The 16926-nt window shown below is 54.1% G+C and carries 16 protein-coding genes; 10 read left to right on the forward strand and 6 right to left on the reverse strand.

Features of this window, described 5'->3' with window-relative positions:
- Window positions 1-116 precede the first annotated feature (116 nt).
- The 5 genes from E2L00_RS02145 to E2L00_RS02165 all read left to right on the forward strand — a co-directional run bounded on the left by E2L00_RS02145 (window position 117) and on the right by E2L00_RS02165 (window position 3490).
- Window positions 117-1226 carry a mechanosensitive ion channel family protein gene (locus E2L00_RS02145; RefSeq protein WP_167606331.1) on the forward strand — a complete coding sequence of 370 codons (1110 nt, stop codon included), beginning with the start codon at window positions 117-119 and terminating at the stop codon, window positions 1224-1226.
- Window positions 1227-1507: 281 nt separating this feature from the next.
- Window positions 1508-1831: an antibiotic biosynthesis monooxygenase family protein gene (locus E2L00_RS02150; protein WP_167606334.1), complete on the forward strand. Its 324-nt coding sequence runs from the start codon at window positions 1508-1510 to the stop codon at window positions 1829-1831.
- The gene (locus E2L00_RS02155; RefSeq protein ID WP_167606337.1) at window positions 1824-2216 is read left to right on the forward strand and encodes an amino acid-binding protein; all 393 of its coding nucleotides are present in this window, start codon (window positions 1824-1826) and stop codon (window positions 2214-2216) included. The genes E2L00_RS02150 and E2L00_RS02155 overlap by 8 nt, the downstream gene beginning before the upstream one ends.
- Window positions 2195-2926, forward strand: a complete 732-nt coding sequence (locus E2L00_RS02160; RefSeq protein WP_420808824.1) for an ArsR/SmtB family transcription factor — start codon at window positions 2195-2197, stop codon at window positions 2924-2926. Before E2L00_RS02155 ends, E2L00_RS02160 begins: the two co-directional genes overlap by 22 nt.
- A gap of 189 nt (window positions 2927-3115) precedes the next feature.
- Window positions 3116-3490 (forward strand): DUF4186 family protein, encoded by a 375-nt coding sequence (locus E2L00_RS02165; RefSeq protein WP_167606340.1) that lies wholly within the window; start codon window positions 3116-3118, stop codon window positions 3488-3490.
- Between the two features lies 1 nt (window position 3491).
- Here E2L00_RS02165 and pqqU read toward each other — a convergent pair whose 3' ends face one another.
- From pqqU to ansP, 3 genes are all read right to left on the reverse strand, one after another.
- Window positions 3492-5630 carry a TonB-dependent receptor PqqU gene (gene pqqU / locus E2L00_RS02170; protein WP_167606343.1) on the reverse strand — a complete coding sequence of 713 codons (2139 nt, stop codon included), beginning with the start codon at window positions 5628-5630 and terminating at the stop codon, window positions 3492-3494.
- Between the two features lie 234 nt (window positions 5631-5864).
- A complete protein-coding gene (gene idi, locus E2L00_RS02175; RefSeq protein WP_167606346.1) occupies window positions 5865-6416 on the reverse strand; it encodes an isopentenyl-diphosphate Delta-isomerase in 552 nt (183 codons plus the stop codon).
- A 56-nt stretch (window positions 6417-6472) separates the two neighbouring features.
- Window positions 6473-7972: an L-asparagine permease gene (ansP, locus tag E2L00_RS02180; protein WP_167606349.1), complete on the reverse strand. Its 1500-nt coding sequence runs from the start codon at window positions 7970-7972 to the stop codon at window positions 6473-6475.
- 237 nt (window positions 7973-8209) lie between these two features.
- On the opposite strand from ansP, the gene E2L00_RS02185 reads away from it, so the two are divergent.
- Window positions 8210-8560 (forward strand): MmcQ/YjbR family DNA-binding protein, encoded by a 351-nt coding sequence (locus E2L00_RS02185; RefSeq protein ID WP_167606352.1) that lies wholly within the window; start codon window positions 8210-8212, stop codon window positions 8558-8560.
- 70 nt (window positions 8561-8630) lie between these two features.
- On the opposite strand, the gene E2L00_RS02190 is transcribed toward E2L00_RS02185, so the two are convergent.
- Window positions 8631-9893, reverse strand: a complete 1263-nt coding sequence (locus tag E2L00_RS02190; RefSeq protein ID WP_167606355.1) for an MFS transporter — start codon at window positions 9891-9893, stop codon at window positions 8631-8633.
- Between the two features lie 65 nt (window positions 9894-9958).
- Window positions 9959-13051, reverse strand: a complete 3093-nt coding sequence (locus E2L00_RS02195; protein ID WP_275940750.1) for a beta-galactosidase — start codon at window positions 13049-13051, stop codon at window positions 9959-9961.
- A 292-nt stretch (window positions 13052-13343) separates the two neighbouring features.
- On the opposite strand from E2L00_RS02195, the gene E2L00_RS02200 reads away from it, so the two are divergent.
- A complete protein-coding gene (locus E2L00_RS02200) occupies window positions 13344-13907 on the forward strand; it encodes a DUF924 family protein (protein WP_167606358.1) in 564 nt (187 codons plus the stop codon).
- 6 nt (window positions 13908-13913) lie between these two features.
- Here E2L00_RS02200 and E2L00_RS02205 read toward each other — a convergent pair whose 3' ends face one another.
- On the reverse strand, window positions 13914-14996 hold the full coding sequence (locus E2L00_RS02205; protein ID WP_167606360.1) for a LacI family DNA-binding transcriptional regulator: 1083 nt from the start codon (window positions 14994-14996) through the stop codon (window positions 13914-13916).
- 70 nt (window positions 14997-15066) lie between these two features.
- Here E2L00_RS02205 and E2L00_RS02210 point away from each other — a divergent pair, with 70 nt between their 5' ends.
- The 3 genes from E2L00_RS02210 to pptA all read left to right on the forward strand — a co-directional run bounded on the left by E2L00_RS02210 (window position 15067) and on the right by pptA (window position 16836).
- The gene (locus E2L00_RS02210) at window positions 15067-15684 is read left to right on the forward strand and encodes a glutathione S-transferase family protein (protein WP_167606363.1); all 618 of its coding nucleotides are present in this window, start codon (window positions 15067-15069) and stop codon (window positions 15682-15684) included.
- A gap of 73 nt (window positions 15685-15757) precedes the next feature.
- The gene (locus E2L00_RS02215; RefSeq protein ID WP_167606366.1) at window positions 15758-16570 is read left to right on the forward strand and encodes an arylamine N-acetyltransferase family protein; all 813 of its coding nucleotides are present in this window, start codon (window positions 15758-15760) and stop codon (window positions 16568-16570) included.
- A gap of 35 nt (window positions 16571-16605) precedes the next feature.
- Window positions 16606-16836, forward strand: a complete 231-nt coding sequence (pptA, locus tag E2L00_RS02220) for a tautomerase PptA (RefSeq protein WP_167606368.1) — start codon at window positions 16606-16608, stop codon at window positions 16834-16836.
- The last annotated feature ends 90 nt before the right edge of the window (window positions 16837-16926 follow it).

Below are 16926 nucleotides of genomic sequence, written 5' to 3' on the forward strand. Positions count from 1 at the left end.
TTTGCCGCGCAGAATAACGGCTGTCAGCAGAAGAATGTTCCTGTTTTTGCCGTCGTTCTGCCGCTCGCCGCCTCCTTTCCTATACTGGTACTTCACCGTAAACACCAGGAGGGAACATGAATTTTCTGCCACGCTTCGACTTTATCGCGCTGATGATGGCTCCAACGTTCTGGATAGGTGTCGCAACGATAACGGTTGTCACGCTCGTTATGTACTGGCTGATCAATCGATTGTTGTCATTTGTCCAGAAAGGTGTCGGTCAGTGGGGAGAGAGGCATCCGACGACCAATAAAATGCGCTTTGTTCTGCAGGACATACTCGGTAAAACCAGTAAGCCGCTGATATTTATCTGCGCCTTTCTTTTTAGCCTCCGTTTTGTCAACCTGCCTGATAACCTTTTCAGCACCATTAGCCACGCCTGGTTCCTGGTTCTGGCGGTTCAGATAGCGCTCTGGATGGATCAGGCGGTAGTCTCCTGGCTGCACCACATCATGAACGAGCCGGGGATGATAAAAAATCCGGTGACGCTGGTGATAACCGGCTTGTTACTGCGTGCGGTTGTCTGGTCAGTGATGATGCTGTCGATCCTGGCCAATGCGGGCGTTAATATCACGGCGCTGGTCGCAAGCCTTGGCGTTGGGGGGATTGCCATCGCGCTGGCTATCCAGACCATCCTCAGCGACGTATTCGCATCGCTGTCTATCGGCTTTGATAAGCCCTTTGAAATCGGTGATTTTGTCGTTTTTAATGACGTCGCTGGCACCATCGAACATATCGGCCTTAAAACAACGCGTATTCGCAGCCTGAGCGGTGAACAGGTTGTTTGCGGGAATGCTATTTTGCTTCAGCAAACGCTGCATAACTATAAACGTATGCAGACTCGCCGCATTGTTTTTAATTTTGGCGTCGCGATTAATACCCCGCCGGATAAGCTGCGCAATCTTGGCGAGATGGTAAAAAAAATCATTACCGATGTGGGCGAGACAAAATTTGACCGCGCGCATTTGCTTGGGTTTGGCACCGACCGTCTGAATATAGAAGTTGTCCATATCGTTAATACGGCGGATTACAATAAATATATGGATATTCAGCAGGAGATAAATATCCGCATCATCGAAAAGCTCAATGAGCAGGGCATCGAGATGGCATTGCCGAATATGATTGTGAAACGTTCTGACAGACCCGAAGAAAGCGACAGCGAAGCTGAACCTTTCCCGGCAAGGTAAACCTGGTGAAGGAGGGCCGCACCCGTTCCGGGTCTGGTTTCCCTCCTTCATTCGCCCGTTTATAAATGCTGCTTATATGCCCGCTACAGTCATGAGTCCGGGAAGCCTAAAACAGGACATCCGTGAAGTGGATTATTGCCTTAGTAAAAAAGCAAAAATAGGCTGAAGGAGTGGTCCCTGGATCTTGCCAGGGGAAATCCTGATATTTCGTTGGCCACCGAAGCATCATTAAATTTTATCCCTATAGTAGGTTTCGCTGATTCACATACCGGAGCATTCTTATGATTGCCGTACTTTTTGAAGCTGATGCGATACCTGAACAACAGGAGCGATATTTTCAGTTAGCCGCAGAACTAAAGCCTTTGCTGGAGAACGTTGAAGGCTTTATTTCTATTGAACGCTTTCAGAGTCTGAATACGCAGGAGAAAATTTTATCGCTTTCATGGTGGGAAAATGAAGAATCCATCCTGAACTGGAAAAAAAATTTGCAGCATCAGGCCGCACAAGCAGAAGGACGAAAGACCGTTTTTTCATTTTACAGGATCCGTGTTGCGCAGGTGCTTCGGGACTATTCCTCGGAAAAAGGAAGCTATTCACATGAATGATATTCACGTGGTTCTCAGCAACACACCGGGAGCACTCGCCTCGCTCGGTTCTCTGCTCGGTCAAAACGGTGTTGGGCTTGAGGGTGGCGGCGTATTTACGATGGGTAATGAAAGCCATGCGCATTTTCTGGTCGAAGACGGCGAACTTGCCCGTACGGTTCTTACTCACGCTGGAATAAGCGTCCTGAACGTGGCAAAACCACTAATCCGCAAGCTGAGACAGGAACGACCGGGAGAACTGGGCGAAATAGCGGATGTGATTGCACGAAATGGCATCAATATCCTTGTACAATATAGCGACCACGCTAACCGGTTGATTTTGCTTACCGACAATAATGCATTAGCCGAAAAGGTGACAACCGCATGGGGCTTACCGACGGAATGAATTTATCCACTTTCACCAAGGCTGACGATGACGCCTGGCAGTTAGAAAAATCCTTATCAGCAGTGGCATCTGCTATTGCTGACCCTTCACGGGTCAGCATACTTTGTGCGTTGATGGATGGGCGCGCGTGGACCGCCACGGAGCTGAGTTCGTCCGCTAATATAGCGGCCTCAACAGCGAGTGCGCATCTGAGCAAACTTCTGCAAAATGAACTGATTACGTGCCTTTCTCAGGGTCGGTATCGGTATTACAGGCTGGCGGGTAGCCACATAGCTCATCTCCTTGAAACGCTTATGGGGGTTTCGATGAAGCCCAGCCGGCTTCCTGTGACCAGAACGCCAGCGCATCTACGTGTCGCCCGAACTTGTTACGATCATCTTGCGGGCAAAGTAGCAGTCCGGATATACGATTTTATGCTTGAAGAAGGATGGATCGAGCCAGACGGCAGTAAGTTAACGCCAGCCGGCAAGCTTCATTTTCAAAATATGGGCGTAATAACAAATCCTCACACAAGACGAAAAAGCCGTTGCGCCTGCCTTGACTGGAGTGAACGGCGTTTTCACGTTGGTGGCGATGCAGGTGCTGCCTTACTAATTTTCTTTGAACAAAAGGAATGGCTGAGCAGAGTTCCAGGATACAGAGAAGTCATAATTACAGAGGCTGGAAAAAAGGCTTTTTCACATGTTTTCCGGGTCGATTTCGACTGGTAAATACTTCTCTGCGGATAGTAAATTGTATTTTAAGCAAGCGATTAAACGACTGCCGCCTGTTCACAAGCGCCGGCTGAAACGGGCGAACAGGTGAATATAGTGACAACGTCACCACATTAGAACCGCTTGCTTTATGAACAAAGAAAGAGGGAAAATACACCTTCGTATAAGCCAGCCTGAAGTGATGCAGTGACCAGTCTTGACCCCGTTTTCCAGCGCCTGTCGCGCTCCACCTTTCGTATGCGTTTTCGCCTGGGCCCGAAAGAGCGCCAGTATTGCATTGATAAAGGCCCGGAAACCATCACCCGCCACGCAGAAGATTTTATTGCGCAGCGTCTTGCGCCTGCCGAGCCGAAAAACGACGGTAAGCAAACGCCAATGCGTGGCCATCCGGTGTTTATCGCCCAGCATGCCACCGCCACCTGCTGCCGGGGTTGTCTGGCGAAATGGCACAGTATCCCGGCGGGAACGGCGCTTTCAGCCGGGCAGCAGCATTATGTGGTAACGGTGATTTATCGGTGGCTGACCGTGCAAATGACGGGCAGCCCACCGTCTGACGAATAGCTTACTGGAACGTATAGCTCAGATTTACACCCACGCCGTAGTTGCGGCCCGGAGCCGGTTCAAAGTAGCGGCCGTTGCCTTCATTAACGATGACCGAGCCGACATAATCGCGGTCGAACAGGTTATCCACGCGTCCCCATACGTCCAGCAGCCAGCTTTGCTGAATGCGGAATTTATAGCCGCTGTTCAGGGCGGCCACGGTGTAGGTTGGCGCTTTGGCGTCGTTTTCATCATCGGCCTGAATATCGCTCATATAGCGAACGTCCGCTCCCGCATAGAAACCTTCTTCCGGCGCGTATTCCAGCGCGGCATAACCCATATTGCGGGCGATGCCCGGCATACGGTTTCCTTTGCAGCTGTCATCGCCGCAAACGTTGGTGCGGTAGGTGGCGTTCAGGTAAGTCCACGCCATCTTCACGCGCCAGTCGTAGGCAAACTCCTGATCGAGCGAAAGCTCAACGCCACGGCGGCGGGTTTCACCGGCGTTTTTATAGGTCGTACGTCCGCCGCTGCTTTGGTCAGTGACGATCTCGTCATCGGTGTCGGTCTGGAATACCGCAGCGGTGAACAAACCGTTGCCGATGCGGGTTTTGCTACCCACTTCCACCGTGTCGCTGGTGGACGGTTTCAGAGCAAAATTCAGCCCGGACTGGCCGTTAGCGCGATAGGAGAGTTCGTTGATGGTTGGCGTTTCAAAGCCGCGACCCGCCGAGGCGTAAACGTTCCACGCGTCGGTTACCGCGTACTTCAGCGAGGCTGCGGGCAGCCATTTGTGGTAGCTCGCATCGCCGCTGTCATTCCCGTTGGCACCGGTAATGTAGTAATCATTGGAGTCGAAGTAAACCGAGCTAAAGCGCACTCCGGCATCAAGGCTTAGTTTGTCGGTGAACTGCCATGCGGTTTGCAGATAAGGATCAACGTTCCACATCAGGTTACGTTCGTTACGGCGCATGTCGCCTTTTTCGCCCAGCACGGTAGCGCCGTTTTCCACCACGAAGTTCTCGTAGCCTTTGCGCTTCTCGGACATGGTTTCGTAATCAAGACCCGTGGTGAAACTGACAGGTACAGAGAACAAATTGCCGCGGTGCGTCCAGCGGGAGTCAATGCCCTGATAGTGACGCGAAAGCTGGATCACGCCGCCCGGATGGGTAGGGTTAAGCTGCGGCCCCACCGGAATCGATTGATACTGTGTGGTTTCGCGTTCACCGGCGTACATCATCACGCTCAGATCGTCATCGGCGGTGAGCTGGCGTTCATAATGCAGGCCCGCCTGGGTCTGTTTGGTGGTTTTGCGCGTGTTGTACTGATTAGCGCGCGGCGACTGGGTCGGGTTGTCGCGCCACTCCTGTTCAGTTAAGCCACCCGGATCGTTGGCATCAATGTCCACGCTGTTAAACAGGAAGGTCAGCTTGCTGGCTTCGTTGAGACGCACGCCGAGCTTCGCATTGCCGAGATTTTTCTGGGCGCTGCTGTGGTCGCGATAGCCGTGCGTGGTAAAGCGTGAGGCGGAAACGGCATAATCCACGTCGCCCGCGTGAGTGCCGTCGCCCGTTGCGCCCGTGGCTTTAACGCTGTTGCGCCAGCTACCGAAGCTGCCGTAATACGTGCTCGCCTCAAAGGTCGGCGGTTGCGTGCCGGTTGTGGTATTAACGTTTACCACGCCGCCGGAGGCGTTGCCGTATAGCGCTGAAAAAGGACCGCGCAGCACGTCGATACTCTCAACGCTATTAATATCAATATTGGACGTTTGTCCTTGTCCGTCCGGCATGGTGGCCGGAATACCGTCCACATACATTCTTACGCCGCGCACGCCATAGGTGGATCGCGAACCAAAGCCGCGCACCGAAAGCTGCAAATCCTGCGCATAGTTCTGGCGATTTTGTACCTGCAAACCGGGCACGCTGCCCAGGCTTTCTGAAAGGTTAATGCGCGGTGCGGCCTGACGCATGTCATCGCCATTAATGGCGCTGACCGCAGCCGGGGTATCGAGTTCAGATATTCCGCCAGGCGTGGCGGTGACGACCATCGTTTGTTCATTAGCTTTCGGCGCATCAGCAGCCAAAGCGGAAGCCGCCCATGGCGTCAGGGCTGGGATCAGTAAGAGGGGGAGCGTGGACTTTCCGTGTTGAGTTATTTTCATCAGAGCAATTTTCATCAGGTGAGAAGGGCGAGCGTCCAGACGAACCATCCGGAACATTTGCGACTATGTTAATGTGTATGCGTAAAGTTTGAAAACTGTAAAGGCACTTTACGTTAATGATAAGTGTTGGTGAAATAACAACTAAGCGCAAGGGCGAGGGCGCAGGAGTGCGTTTTTTTGGCCTGCTGGCGCCAAAATTCGTCGGGGATTCAAGCCGTTTCGTTCTGGAAAAGTTTACGGATTTTTTCTCTCCAGCAATGCCGCCCGAATCAAAGGCCGTTGCAGCTGCGCAACCATCCACGGGCTGTAAGCCGCAGGAGCCGCGTCAACGGCCGCTAAAATTTGCTCAACGGGTATCCAGTTGAAATCCATTACTTCGTCTGCATTAGGCTGTGGCCGTGAGGCGGTGCGGGTGAAAAAGACCGGGCAATATTCGTTTTCCACGATGCCGCTGGCATCGGTAGCGTAGTACTGAAAAGAGTCGTCAATCAGCGTTGGCGTTTCAATAGCCAGCCCCAGTTCGTAATAGCAGCGGCGTATTACGGCATCCGGCAGGGCTTCGCCTGGCTGCGGATGACCACAGGCTGAATTGGTCCACACGCCCGGCCAGGCAACTTTGCCAATAGCGCGGCGCGTCAGCAGCAGCTCGTTTTGCGCGTTAAAAATGTAACAGGAGAAGGCCAGGTGCAGCGGCGTATCGGTGGTGTGTACCCGTGATTTTTCCATGGTGCCTGAGATGTTTAGCTTGTCGTCCAGCAGCAGGACGTATTCGGTTGCAGCAGTCATGGTATTTATCCGGTAAACAATATGGCGGGTTTGCTAAGCTTACCCGCCTTAACCTATCAGCTTCTTAAATCATTCGCAGAAACAAGTTGTTCAGGCTGCTCTTCGTCGCGATGTTTATCAACCTGGCTTGCTATCTGGTGAACGCGTTTACGCGCCCCGAACCAGCCTAAAACCAGCAGTACGGCAATCAAAGGAATAGAGGCTATCGTCCAGGTGCCGTTCGGGTAGTCGAACGCCATCAGTACCAGTACGCTAAACAGGAACAGAAGCGTGAGCCAGGAGGTAAAAGGCGCGCCCGGCAGCTTAAAGCTCACGTCGTCCGCTTTGCCCTGCCTGATGGCCTGACGCAGTTTCATCTGGCAAATCACGATAAACGCCCAGGAAGCGATAATCCCCAGCGACGCGACGTTCAGAACAATTTCGAATACCTGTGAAGGGACATAATAGTTCAGCACCACGCCAATAACATAGATGCCAAGCGTGACCAGAATCCCTGCGTAAGGCACCTGCTGCCTGCTCATTTTTGACATGAACTTCGGCGCGGAGCCGCCCATCGACATGGAACGCAGAATGCGCCCGGTGGAGTAAAGGCCGGAGTTCAGGCTGGAGAGCGCCGCGCTCAGCACCACCATATTCATGACGTCACCGATATAAGGCACGCCCAGCTTCGAGAAAAAGGTGACGAACGGGCTTTGCCCCGCCTGATAAGCATTCCACGGCAGCAGCAACACCAGCAGCACCACCGACCCTACGTAGAACAGGCCGATACGCCAGATAACGCTATTGATGGCCTTTGGCACCATATTTTGCGGATCCTTGCATTCACCCGCCGCCGTGCCCACCAGTTCGATAGAAGCAAAGGCGAACACCACGCCCTGCACCAGCACCAGCACAGGCAGCAGGCCGTGTGGGAACAGGCCGCCGTTATCGGTTATCAGGTGGAAGCCGGTGGTGTTGCCGTCGAGCATTTTACCGCTGCCAAGAAATACCGTGCCGACCACCAGAAACGCGACAATCGCCAGCACCTTGATCAGGGCGAACCAGAACTCCATTTCGGCGAACCATTTCACGCCGATCATGTTCATGGTGCCGACAATTGCCAGCGCGCCGAGGGCAAATACCCACTGCGGCACGTCGCCAAACGCGCCCCAGTAGTGCATATAAAGCGCAACGGCGGTGATATCGACAATACCGGTCATCGCCCAGTTAACGAAGTACATCCAGCCGCAAACGTAGGCGGCTTTTTCGCCAAGAAATTCGCGGGCATAAGAGACAAAGCTGCCGCTGGAAGGACGATGCAAAACCAGCTCGCCCAGCGCGCGCAGAATAAAGAAAGAGAAGATGCCGCAGACCAGATATACCAGCGCCAACGCCGGCCCGGCCATCTGCAAACGGGCACCCGCGCCGAGGAATAACCCCGTGCCGATAGCGCCGCCGATGGCGATCATTTGCACCTGACGATTTCCTATCGCCTTGTGATAACCCGAATCCTGAGAATTGAGCCAGCGTCTTTTGGCGGCGCGGTGCTCAGACTCAGTTTTGTGTGTTGTTTTCATTGGTGATCCTGTGTTGTTACTGCTTTCCTGAATGTTACCCTCCAAAATCGCCTGGCCTGTAGTTTATAACATTGCGGGCATGGCAAATTTCGGCGATGAATACTGGCAGGAAATGAAGGTCAACGCAAAATGAGCTTTGCGTTCCGTGACAACGCTGAAATGTCTTCTGGTCGAAAGCGCGGGAGGAGGTGTGATAATGTTGCGCAACGGGAAGTGGACGAGGTGAAGAAGCTACGTATGAAACGTGAAGCACTCTTTGCAAGCGTGTTTGAAAAGTATCAGGTTGAGCCTGACCACCCGTGGCAGAAAAACAGCGATTACGCGGTGTTAAGGCATAAATTCAAAAAGAAATGGTTTGCGCTGGTTTATACCATAGAAGCAGCAAAACTGGGGCTTGAAGGGGCGTCGCTGCTTGAGGCGATGAACATCAAAGTCCAGCCAGAACTGCTGGGCTCGCTGAGAATGCAGCCCGGTATTTTGCCCGCTTATCATATGAATAAAGAACACTGGGTGACGGTTCTGCTGGATAAAGTGCCGGACGACGAAATTCTCGATTTGATTGCTGAAAGCTACCGGCTTACTCGCTAACCGATGCGCGGTTTGCATAACAGAAAACAGAAGAAAAACGGCGGGACGCAGTACGTCCCGCCAGATCTTTTTACGCCAGTTTCTCATCCTGCTTGCCGAAAGCGCGAAGGGCTTCCAGCGGGCCCATTCCACTTAACGTAAACACGGACAGCACGGTAAAGGAAAGGGCGACCAGACCAAGCACCAGGTACGCGCCGTGGAAGCCGATCCTGTCGTACATATAGCCTGCGAAGATCGACATAAACATCATCGCTAACTGCTTAAAGAAGCAGAAGCACACCAGATAAATAGTGGCGGAGAAGCGCACCTCAAACTGGCTGGTGATGTACTTAAAGCAGCCGACTATCAGGAACGGGATTTCGAACATGTGCAGCGTTTTCAGCACAACCACTTCCAGCGGCGTTGAAGCAAACGAGGAGCCGATAATGCGCACCGACATAATCGCCCCGGCCAGCAGCAGCGCGTTTTTGCCCCCGATACGGTTCACGATAAGCGGCGCGAAGAACATAATGCAGGCGTTCAACAATTCGCCCATGGTGGTGACGTAGCCAAAGACTCGCGTGCCCTGCTGGCCTGATTCAAAGAACGAGGTGAAAAAGTTAGCAAACTGCTGGTCAAACACATCATAGGTACAGGAAACGCCGACCACATACAGCGAGAGGAACCACAGCTTTCGGTTTTTCAGCAACTCTAGCGCAAGACGGAAGCTAAAAGGCGAGTGGTTAGCGCCGAGAGAATCGGCCACTTCCGCAGACGGCTGCATTTCGGGCTTAGCGATAAACAGCAAAATGGCAAGGATCACCGCACAACCGGAGCCGAGCCAGAAGACAAACTGGTTATTGATGGTGAACATGATGCCGACAATCGACGCGCACAACGCCCAGCCCACGCAGCCAAACAGGCGTGCACGACCAAATTCAAACGAACTGCGACGGCTCACCTTTTCGATATAGGCTTCAATCGCGGGCGCGCCGCCGTTGTAGATAAAGCCCAGGTAAATCCCGCCGACAATCGATCCCAGTAAAATATGGGTCTGTAACAGCGGGCCGAAAGCGTAGATAAAGAACGGGGCGAACATCACCAGCATGCCGGTGATAATCCACAGCAGATGCTTGCGCAGCCCTAATTTATCGGACAGCAGGCCGAAAATCGGCTGAAAAAGCAGGGAGAAAAAGGAAATGCTGGCGAAGATGATGCCGGTGTCGCTTTTGCTGATGTGGTTGATGTCATGCAGCCAGATCGGGAAAAACGGGAAGTAGGCGCCCATGATAAAAAAGTAGAAGAAAAAGAACAGCCCGAACATCCAGAAATTGGTGTTTTTCAGATAGTACATGAGGTTTATCCTTAGGGTAAAAGCGGGGCAGACTGGCCAGGCCTGCCCGGATAAAAGCGTGGTGCTTAACGACGCATCCAGCTCACTGAATAGTGATATTGTTGTTCTGTAAGTAAATATTCTGGCGAGACGCTGGGGCTCCAGGAATCGTCCCCGCCCACGCCCATATGAAAACCGTCAATATTCAGCCAGCTCCCCGGCTCGGCGGACAACAGATGGCGATGCGAGGTTTCCCGCAGCTGCCGCTGGCTGTAGCGGCTAATGTTGAAATGGAACTTCCCGCGCCACAGGTTTTCGCCATATTCCAGACTTTGTGTGTCGCAGCGCAGCCCGTTTTCCGTCGGGAACACATACGGCGTGTACATCTCTTCCAACGGCAACCGCCACCTATCGAACCGCGCAGACTGTTTACGATCCGGATAGTTTTCGTGCGGGCCAAGGCCAAGCCAGCTCACATTCGGTTGAACCTCCGCTAACTGGCAGGTCAGCCCGATACGTGCCGGGGCCGGCGTGCCGAACGCGATGCTCACGTTCACATCGATATGCAGTTCACCCCGATCGTCGATACGGTAAGTTTTATGGCTGATAAACAGGGCCTGGTTCTGGTGCGTCCAGCGGTGAACCGTACGCAGCAGCACTTCGCATTCAAGCGCCTGCGCTTCGCAGTGCAGCAGTTCCGCTTCCAGCCTGTACATGCCAGCCGCTTTCCAGCGTTCAACCCAGGCATTCGGATCGATGCGCGTGGCTTCGCTGACGCCAATATCGTTATCCAGCGGAGCGCGGGTGAACTGGTCCATGAGCGGCGAAAGCAGCGTGGCTCTGTCGTCTTGCCACCATTGCGTCAGCAGGCCGGTTTCGCGGCTAAAGCTCCAGCGCTGGTTGCCCTGGTGGATTTCAAAGCTGTCGGCGGCGGCCTCAAGCCGTGGCGCTTCGCCTGTAGCGGTTTGCTCCGGTACGGCCAGCACGCCCGGCAACTGCCATTGCTCCCATGCGCAAATGTGTCCCGCTTCCGACCAGGCCGTGGCTTCAATTTGCTGCACCTGTACCGTTAGCCACACGTCGCCGCTGCGGGTGATAGCCGGCAGATCGTCAAGCACGATGAGCTGCTTACCCTGCGGGGCAAGCTCCAGCAGCGCATCGCCATGGGCCAGCACGTTGCCGTCCTGTTTTACCGTCCAGATAAGGCGTTCGTTATCGCTGGTGCGGAACAGATATTCACTGGCGATCTCCACTTTCAGCGGCGATTCGCGTAGTAAAGTGAACTGGAAGAACTGCTGTGCCTGCTGGGCTTCATACAGCGCCGGATGCTGCGTACGGTCGGCAAACACCAGCCCGTTCATGCAGAACTGACGATCGTTAGGTTTATCGCCAAAATCCCCGCCGTAAGCGCTGAACGGCTGGCCGTTCTCATCGTGTTTAATCAGCGACTGATCCACCCAGTCCCAGACAAAACCGCCCTGTAGCTTTGGATATTGACGGAAAGCCGCCCAGTATTTATGAAAACCGCCAAAGCTGTTACCCATGGCGTGTGCGTATTCGCACAAAATTAACGGACGGTTTTCATCCGGCATGGCGATCCATTTTTTAATTGACCATTTTGGTACCTGCGGGAAAGGCTGGTCCTGGTCGACGCGGGCATACATCGGGCAAATAATATCGGTCGCCGCGCTGTTTGCGCCGCCGCCTTCATACTGCACCGGGCGCGTTGGGTCGTTGGATTTTATCCAGCGGTACAGCGCATCATGGTTGCTGCCGTGGCCGGATTCGTTGCCCAGCGACCAGATAATAATCGACGGATGGTTGCGATCGCGCTGCACCATACGCGTGACGCGCTCGGTCATGGCTGGCAGCCAGACGGGATCGTCGCTCAGACGGTTCATCGGCACCATACCGTGAGTTTCGATGTTCGCTTCGTCCACCACGTACAGACCATACTGGTCACACAGACGATACCACAGCGGATGGTTAGGGTAGTGCGAGCAGCGCACGGCGTTAAAATTATGCTGCTTCATCAGCATAATGTCCTGGCGCATGGTGTCGATATCCATCACCTGGCCATTTTCCGGGTGGTGCTCGTGACGGTTGGTGCCGCGAATCAGCAGCGGTTTGCCGTTAAGCTTCAGCAAGCCCTGCGAGATTTCTACCTTACGAAAACCCACGTCGCAGGCCTCGGCTTCAATGACCTCGCCATGTTTATCTTTTAACGTCACGACAAGACGATAAAGATTTGGCGTTTCGGCACTCCACAGCAGCGGGCATTCTACCGGCAGGCGAATCGTTGTGCGGTCACCGTATGCGCCACGTTCGTCGATAATTTCGCTGCCGATCGGCTGCTGTTTTTCACCCTTCAGCTCTTCGCCTTTCCATAACTGGACGCAAACCTGCACCTCCTGTTCATCACCCTGCACCACAACCAGCGTTTCCAGCTCGGCGCGGGTGAAATCTTCATTGAGATGGGTTACCACGCGCATATCGCTGAGGTGAGTCTGCGGCTTATGCAGCAGCGTGACATCGCGGAAAATGCCGCTCATACGCCACATATCCTGATCTTCCAGATACGAACCGTCGCTCCAGCGCAGCACCATAACGGCGATGCGGTTTTCACCCGGCCTGAGCGCCTGACTTAAGTCAAATTCAGACGGCAGGCGGCTATCCTGCGCGTAGCCGATCCAGCTGCCGTTGCACCACAGGTGGAACGCAGAATTCACGCCGTCAAAAATGATGCGGGTCTGTCCGGTCGTCAGCCATTCGGCGTCAAGGTTAAATGTGAGCGAGTAACAACCCGTGGCGTTAGCTTCCGGAACAAACGGCGGGTTCACCGGAATCGGATAGGTGACATTGGTATAAATCGGCGCATCGTAGCCCAGCATCTGCCAGTTAGAGGGAACATGGATAGCGTCAGCACCGTTAAGATCCTGTTCAACCCAGCTTTCAGGAACGGCTTCCGGTTGGGTGAAATAGCTAAATTTCCAGGTGCCGTTAAGGCTACGCAGGCTTTGCGACCGAATATCTTCGCGTGCCGCTTCCGGGGATCGCCAGCTGGCAAACGGCGGATGGGCCGCGAGCTGATTCAATCGGGTGACGGCCGGATTGGACCAGTCGCGTCGGGCCAGTACGGAAGCAAGGGTGGCGGCGTTGCTGCCCGCTTTTATCATCATATTCCGGGTTCCTTGATTAATTTGCGATGCGCTCACAATTTAACGGGAATATGATTTCTTCCGCCGGGCGTGTAAAGCAGTATGGCGGTATTAGGTGACTTGACTCACAAATTTGTAATGCCGCTCAGCAAAAGTGCGGCCTGCCGGTCGGCGCGGGTGAAAGGCTGGCCCGTCTGCATATTATGTATGCAGGGTTCGCAAATCGCGGCGAGCCTTGCCGACTCAGCGGCTTATAGTTAAAGCCTGTGTTCGCTGTTTCACCCCATCGGTCATAATAAGAATGTGGAATTACATGATGAAACCTGAAATCGCAAAAGAGTATGCGGGCGTGCTTGAATTTTGGTTTAAAGAAACGCCCGCCGAACGTTGGTTTAACTCAGACAAAATACTTGACGAGCAGATCCGAAGCCGTTTCTCTGCCGTTCATCACGCAGCAACGCGCGGCGAGCTTTTTAGCTGGAGAGAAAGTCTTTCAGGCCGCCTGGCCGAAATCATTGTCCTGGACCAGTTTTCGCGGAATCTTTTTCGCGAAGGTCCGCTTGCCTGGGCAGCAGACGGCATGGCGCTGGTGCTGGCGCAGGAGTTGATAAAAACAGCGGGGTTTAGCGAGCTGGCGGTGGAGAGAAGAGATTTTGCAATTATGCCGTTTATGCACTCAGAATCGGCAGCCATCCACAACGTTGCGCTGAAAATGTTTCAACAGTTCGGGAGTAAACAAGCCTTCAAATCTGAACTACAGCACAAGCAGATCATCGAAAAATTCGGCAGGTATCCACATCGTAATACGGCGCTTGGCAGGACCTCAACGGCAGAAGAGCTGCTTTATCTGCAGAAGCAGAAGAAGCGGGCGTTTTGACGGGCCTTATCCCAAGCGGGCCACCTGACGTGCAAGCGTTGCCAGCGCATCTGCAAGCGCCTGAGCAGAAGGGGCGTTCCCACCGGGAGCCGCAGTGGTTTTGCGTTCCACCAGGGCCACCGGCAGGATCTGCGGCTCTGGCTGAGCGCCCGGTTCCTGAATTAATGCCACCAGCCGGTTCACGCTGGCTTTGCCCAGGTTTCTGAAATCCTGCTTGATGGTGGTAAGCGGCGGAATAAAGCAGGCGCTGTCTTCGGTGTCGTCATAGCCCACCACGGACACATCCGCCGGCACCGCTAAACCCTGTTCGGCGAGCGCACGCAGCGCCCCAAGCGCCATCTGATCGTTGGCGACGATGATCCCGCCGGGCGCTTTGCCCTCGCGCAGCAGCCGGGAAACCTGTTCGTAGCCTGAAAGTGAGCTCCAGTCGCCTTCCATAACCGCAACCGCTTCCAGTCCGTGGACGCGCAGCGTTTGCTTCCAGCCCTCAAAACGCAGGCGTGCCGAAACGGATGTCAGCGGTCCGTTAAGCAAAGCGATACGCTGATGACCAAGCTTTATAAGGTGTTCAACGCCCAGACGCGCCCCTTCGCAGGGATCGAAAATAATAATGTTGGCGCCCAGTTCCGGGGAGACATCCAGAAACAGCGCTGGCACATTCCCGCAGGCGTTTTGTACCGCCTGAGCCTCTTCGTTTTCGAGCGGAATATTAACAATCAGCCCGTCTACGCGCTGCGAAAGCAGGCTGTTCACCGCGGCTTTACAGGCGGCAAGCCCCGGTTGCTCAACCATGGAGATCACTACGTTGAAGTTCATATCGCCCGCCTGAGTTTTGATGGCGGCAACAATCTGCGAAGGGGCGTGCAGCGAAAGATTGGTGGTGGCAAGGCCAATGGTCTGGCTCAGTTTCCCCGCCAGCTGCTGCGCCACGCGGTTGGGCACGTAATTTAACGCGGCCATCGCCGCCTCAACTTTCAGGCGCGTTTTCTCGGAAACGTGGCTTGCCTGATTGATAACCCTGGACACCGTCTGATAGGAAACATCGGCATATTCCGCCACATCGTAAAGCGTTACTGACTTGGGTTTCATGCCGGGTTTCCTTATCGCTCTTAAAGTCCGGGGCTATTCTACACTTAAACACTTTAGACAGGAGAGCATCATGTACAAACTCTACGGTGCTCCGGGCTGCGGCTCGGCGATTGTCGAAATCATGTTTATTCTCACGGGCGAAGCTTATAAATGGGAAAATGTGGAGGGATTCGAAGATCCTGGTCCGCAGCGCGATGCGCTATTAACGCTCAATCCCCTCGGCCAGGTGCCGACGCTTAAGCTTGATGATGGCTCAGTGATGACGGAAAGCGCGGCTATCGCCCTGATGCTGCTGGATAAGCATCCCCACATGGCACCGCCCGCGGGCACGCCTGAACGCCAGCGTTTTTACCGGCTTCTGGTCTGGTTTGTCGCCAACGTCTATCCCACTTTTACCTACGGTGATAATCCTCCGCGCTGGACGCCAGGCGGCGCCGATGAGCTTCTTGCCAGCACGAACCATTATCGCGAGCAGCTCTACCTTTGGCTGGAGTCTCAGGTGGGAGGCGGGCCGTATATTTTTGGTGAAGCCATCACGCTGCTGGACGCCTATTTTGCGGCAATGATTAGCTGGCGACCACGGCAGGAATGGTTTGCGCAGCATACGCCGAAGCTGTTTGCCATTGCGCAGCAGGTGCGCCAGCGCAAGGAGTTGCAGGAAGCGCTAAGCCGCAACGAGATGCTATGATCGCACCATCGATCATCTGGCGCTGAGGCAATTCTGTATAGTAACCAGACTTACATCGCTTCGGAATTTGTCTATGGCTTTTGACCTGAATGCTTACTTCGCGCGTATTCATTTTATGGGCGATTACGCGCCGGATTTGCATACGCTGCGGCAGCTGCATTTGCTGCAACCCTGCGCCATCCCTTTCGAAAACCTGGACGTCCTGCTGGGACGACGAATTTTGCTCGACGATGAGAGCGTGTTTGAAAAGCTGGTTACGGCCGGGCGAGGCGGTTATTGCTATGAACAAAATGCGTTACTGCGCCGGGCGCTGCTGGAAATAGGTTTCCAGGTTGAAGATTTAGCGGCGCGGGTGCTGATTGCGCGCCCGGAGCGGATGCCTGCCCGCACTCATCGTTTACAACTGGTAACGGTTGCGCAAGAACGCTGGCTGGCGGATGTGGGCTTTGGCGGCAAGACGCTCACCGCCCCGCTGCGTTTTGTACTGGACAGCGAGCAAACCACTCCGCACGGCGTGTACCGCCTGACGCGCCTTGAGGAAGATTACCTGCTTAGCCTGCGCGAAGAAGATGAGTGGTTACCGCTTTACCGTTTCGATTTGCAGCGGCAGTATGCCGTGGATTTCGACGTAGCCAACCATTATGTCGCGACCTGGCCGGAGTCGCATTTTCGCCATCACCTGATGCTTTGCCTGCACGTTTTTGGCGGCAGCACCATCACGCTGAACAACCGTCAGCTTACGGTCGGTGGCAAAAAACAGGAGCTGGCCGGTGCGGCCGCCGTTTATCAGGCGCTGCAATCCCGTTTTGGTCTGCGCCTGGATTCCCCAAAGCACGGTATCGAGGTTGAAACTTTTGCCGCCGCGTTTACTTTACTCAATGCCTGATAAAGACAAAATCACCACCACTACGGAGAAAGCCTGTGCCACATATCACCGTTAAATATTTCCCGCGTGAACTGACAGACGAGCAGAAACAGGCTCTGGCGCAAGAGCTCAGCGACGTTGTTAAAAAGCATTTTAGCTCGAAGGACGCCTCGCTTTCGGTTGCGTTAGTGCCGGTTGAACAAGATCGCTGGAAAGCTGATGTTTACGACACAGAGATAAAGCCCGCGCTCGATACGCTCGCCAAAAAGCCGGGCTATAGCATGTAGTTCTGGTATAACGAGGGAGAATATCCCTCGTCCGGGCATCATTATTTAGCGTAAGCCTGCGCGGCGCGTAAAAAGTTATCCACAAAATCG

It is taken from the genome of Cedecea colo (assembly GCF_011808225.1).
GTDB lineage: Bacteria > Pseudomonadota > Gammaproteobacteria > Enterobacterales > Enterobacteriaceae > Dryocola > Dryocola colo.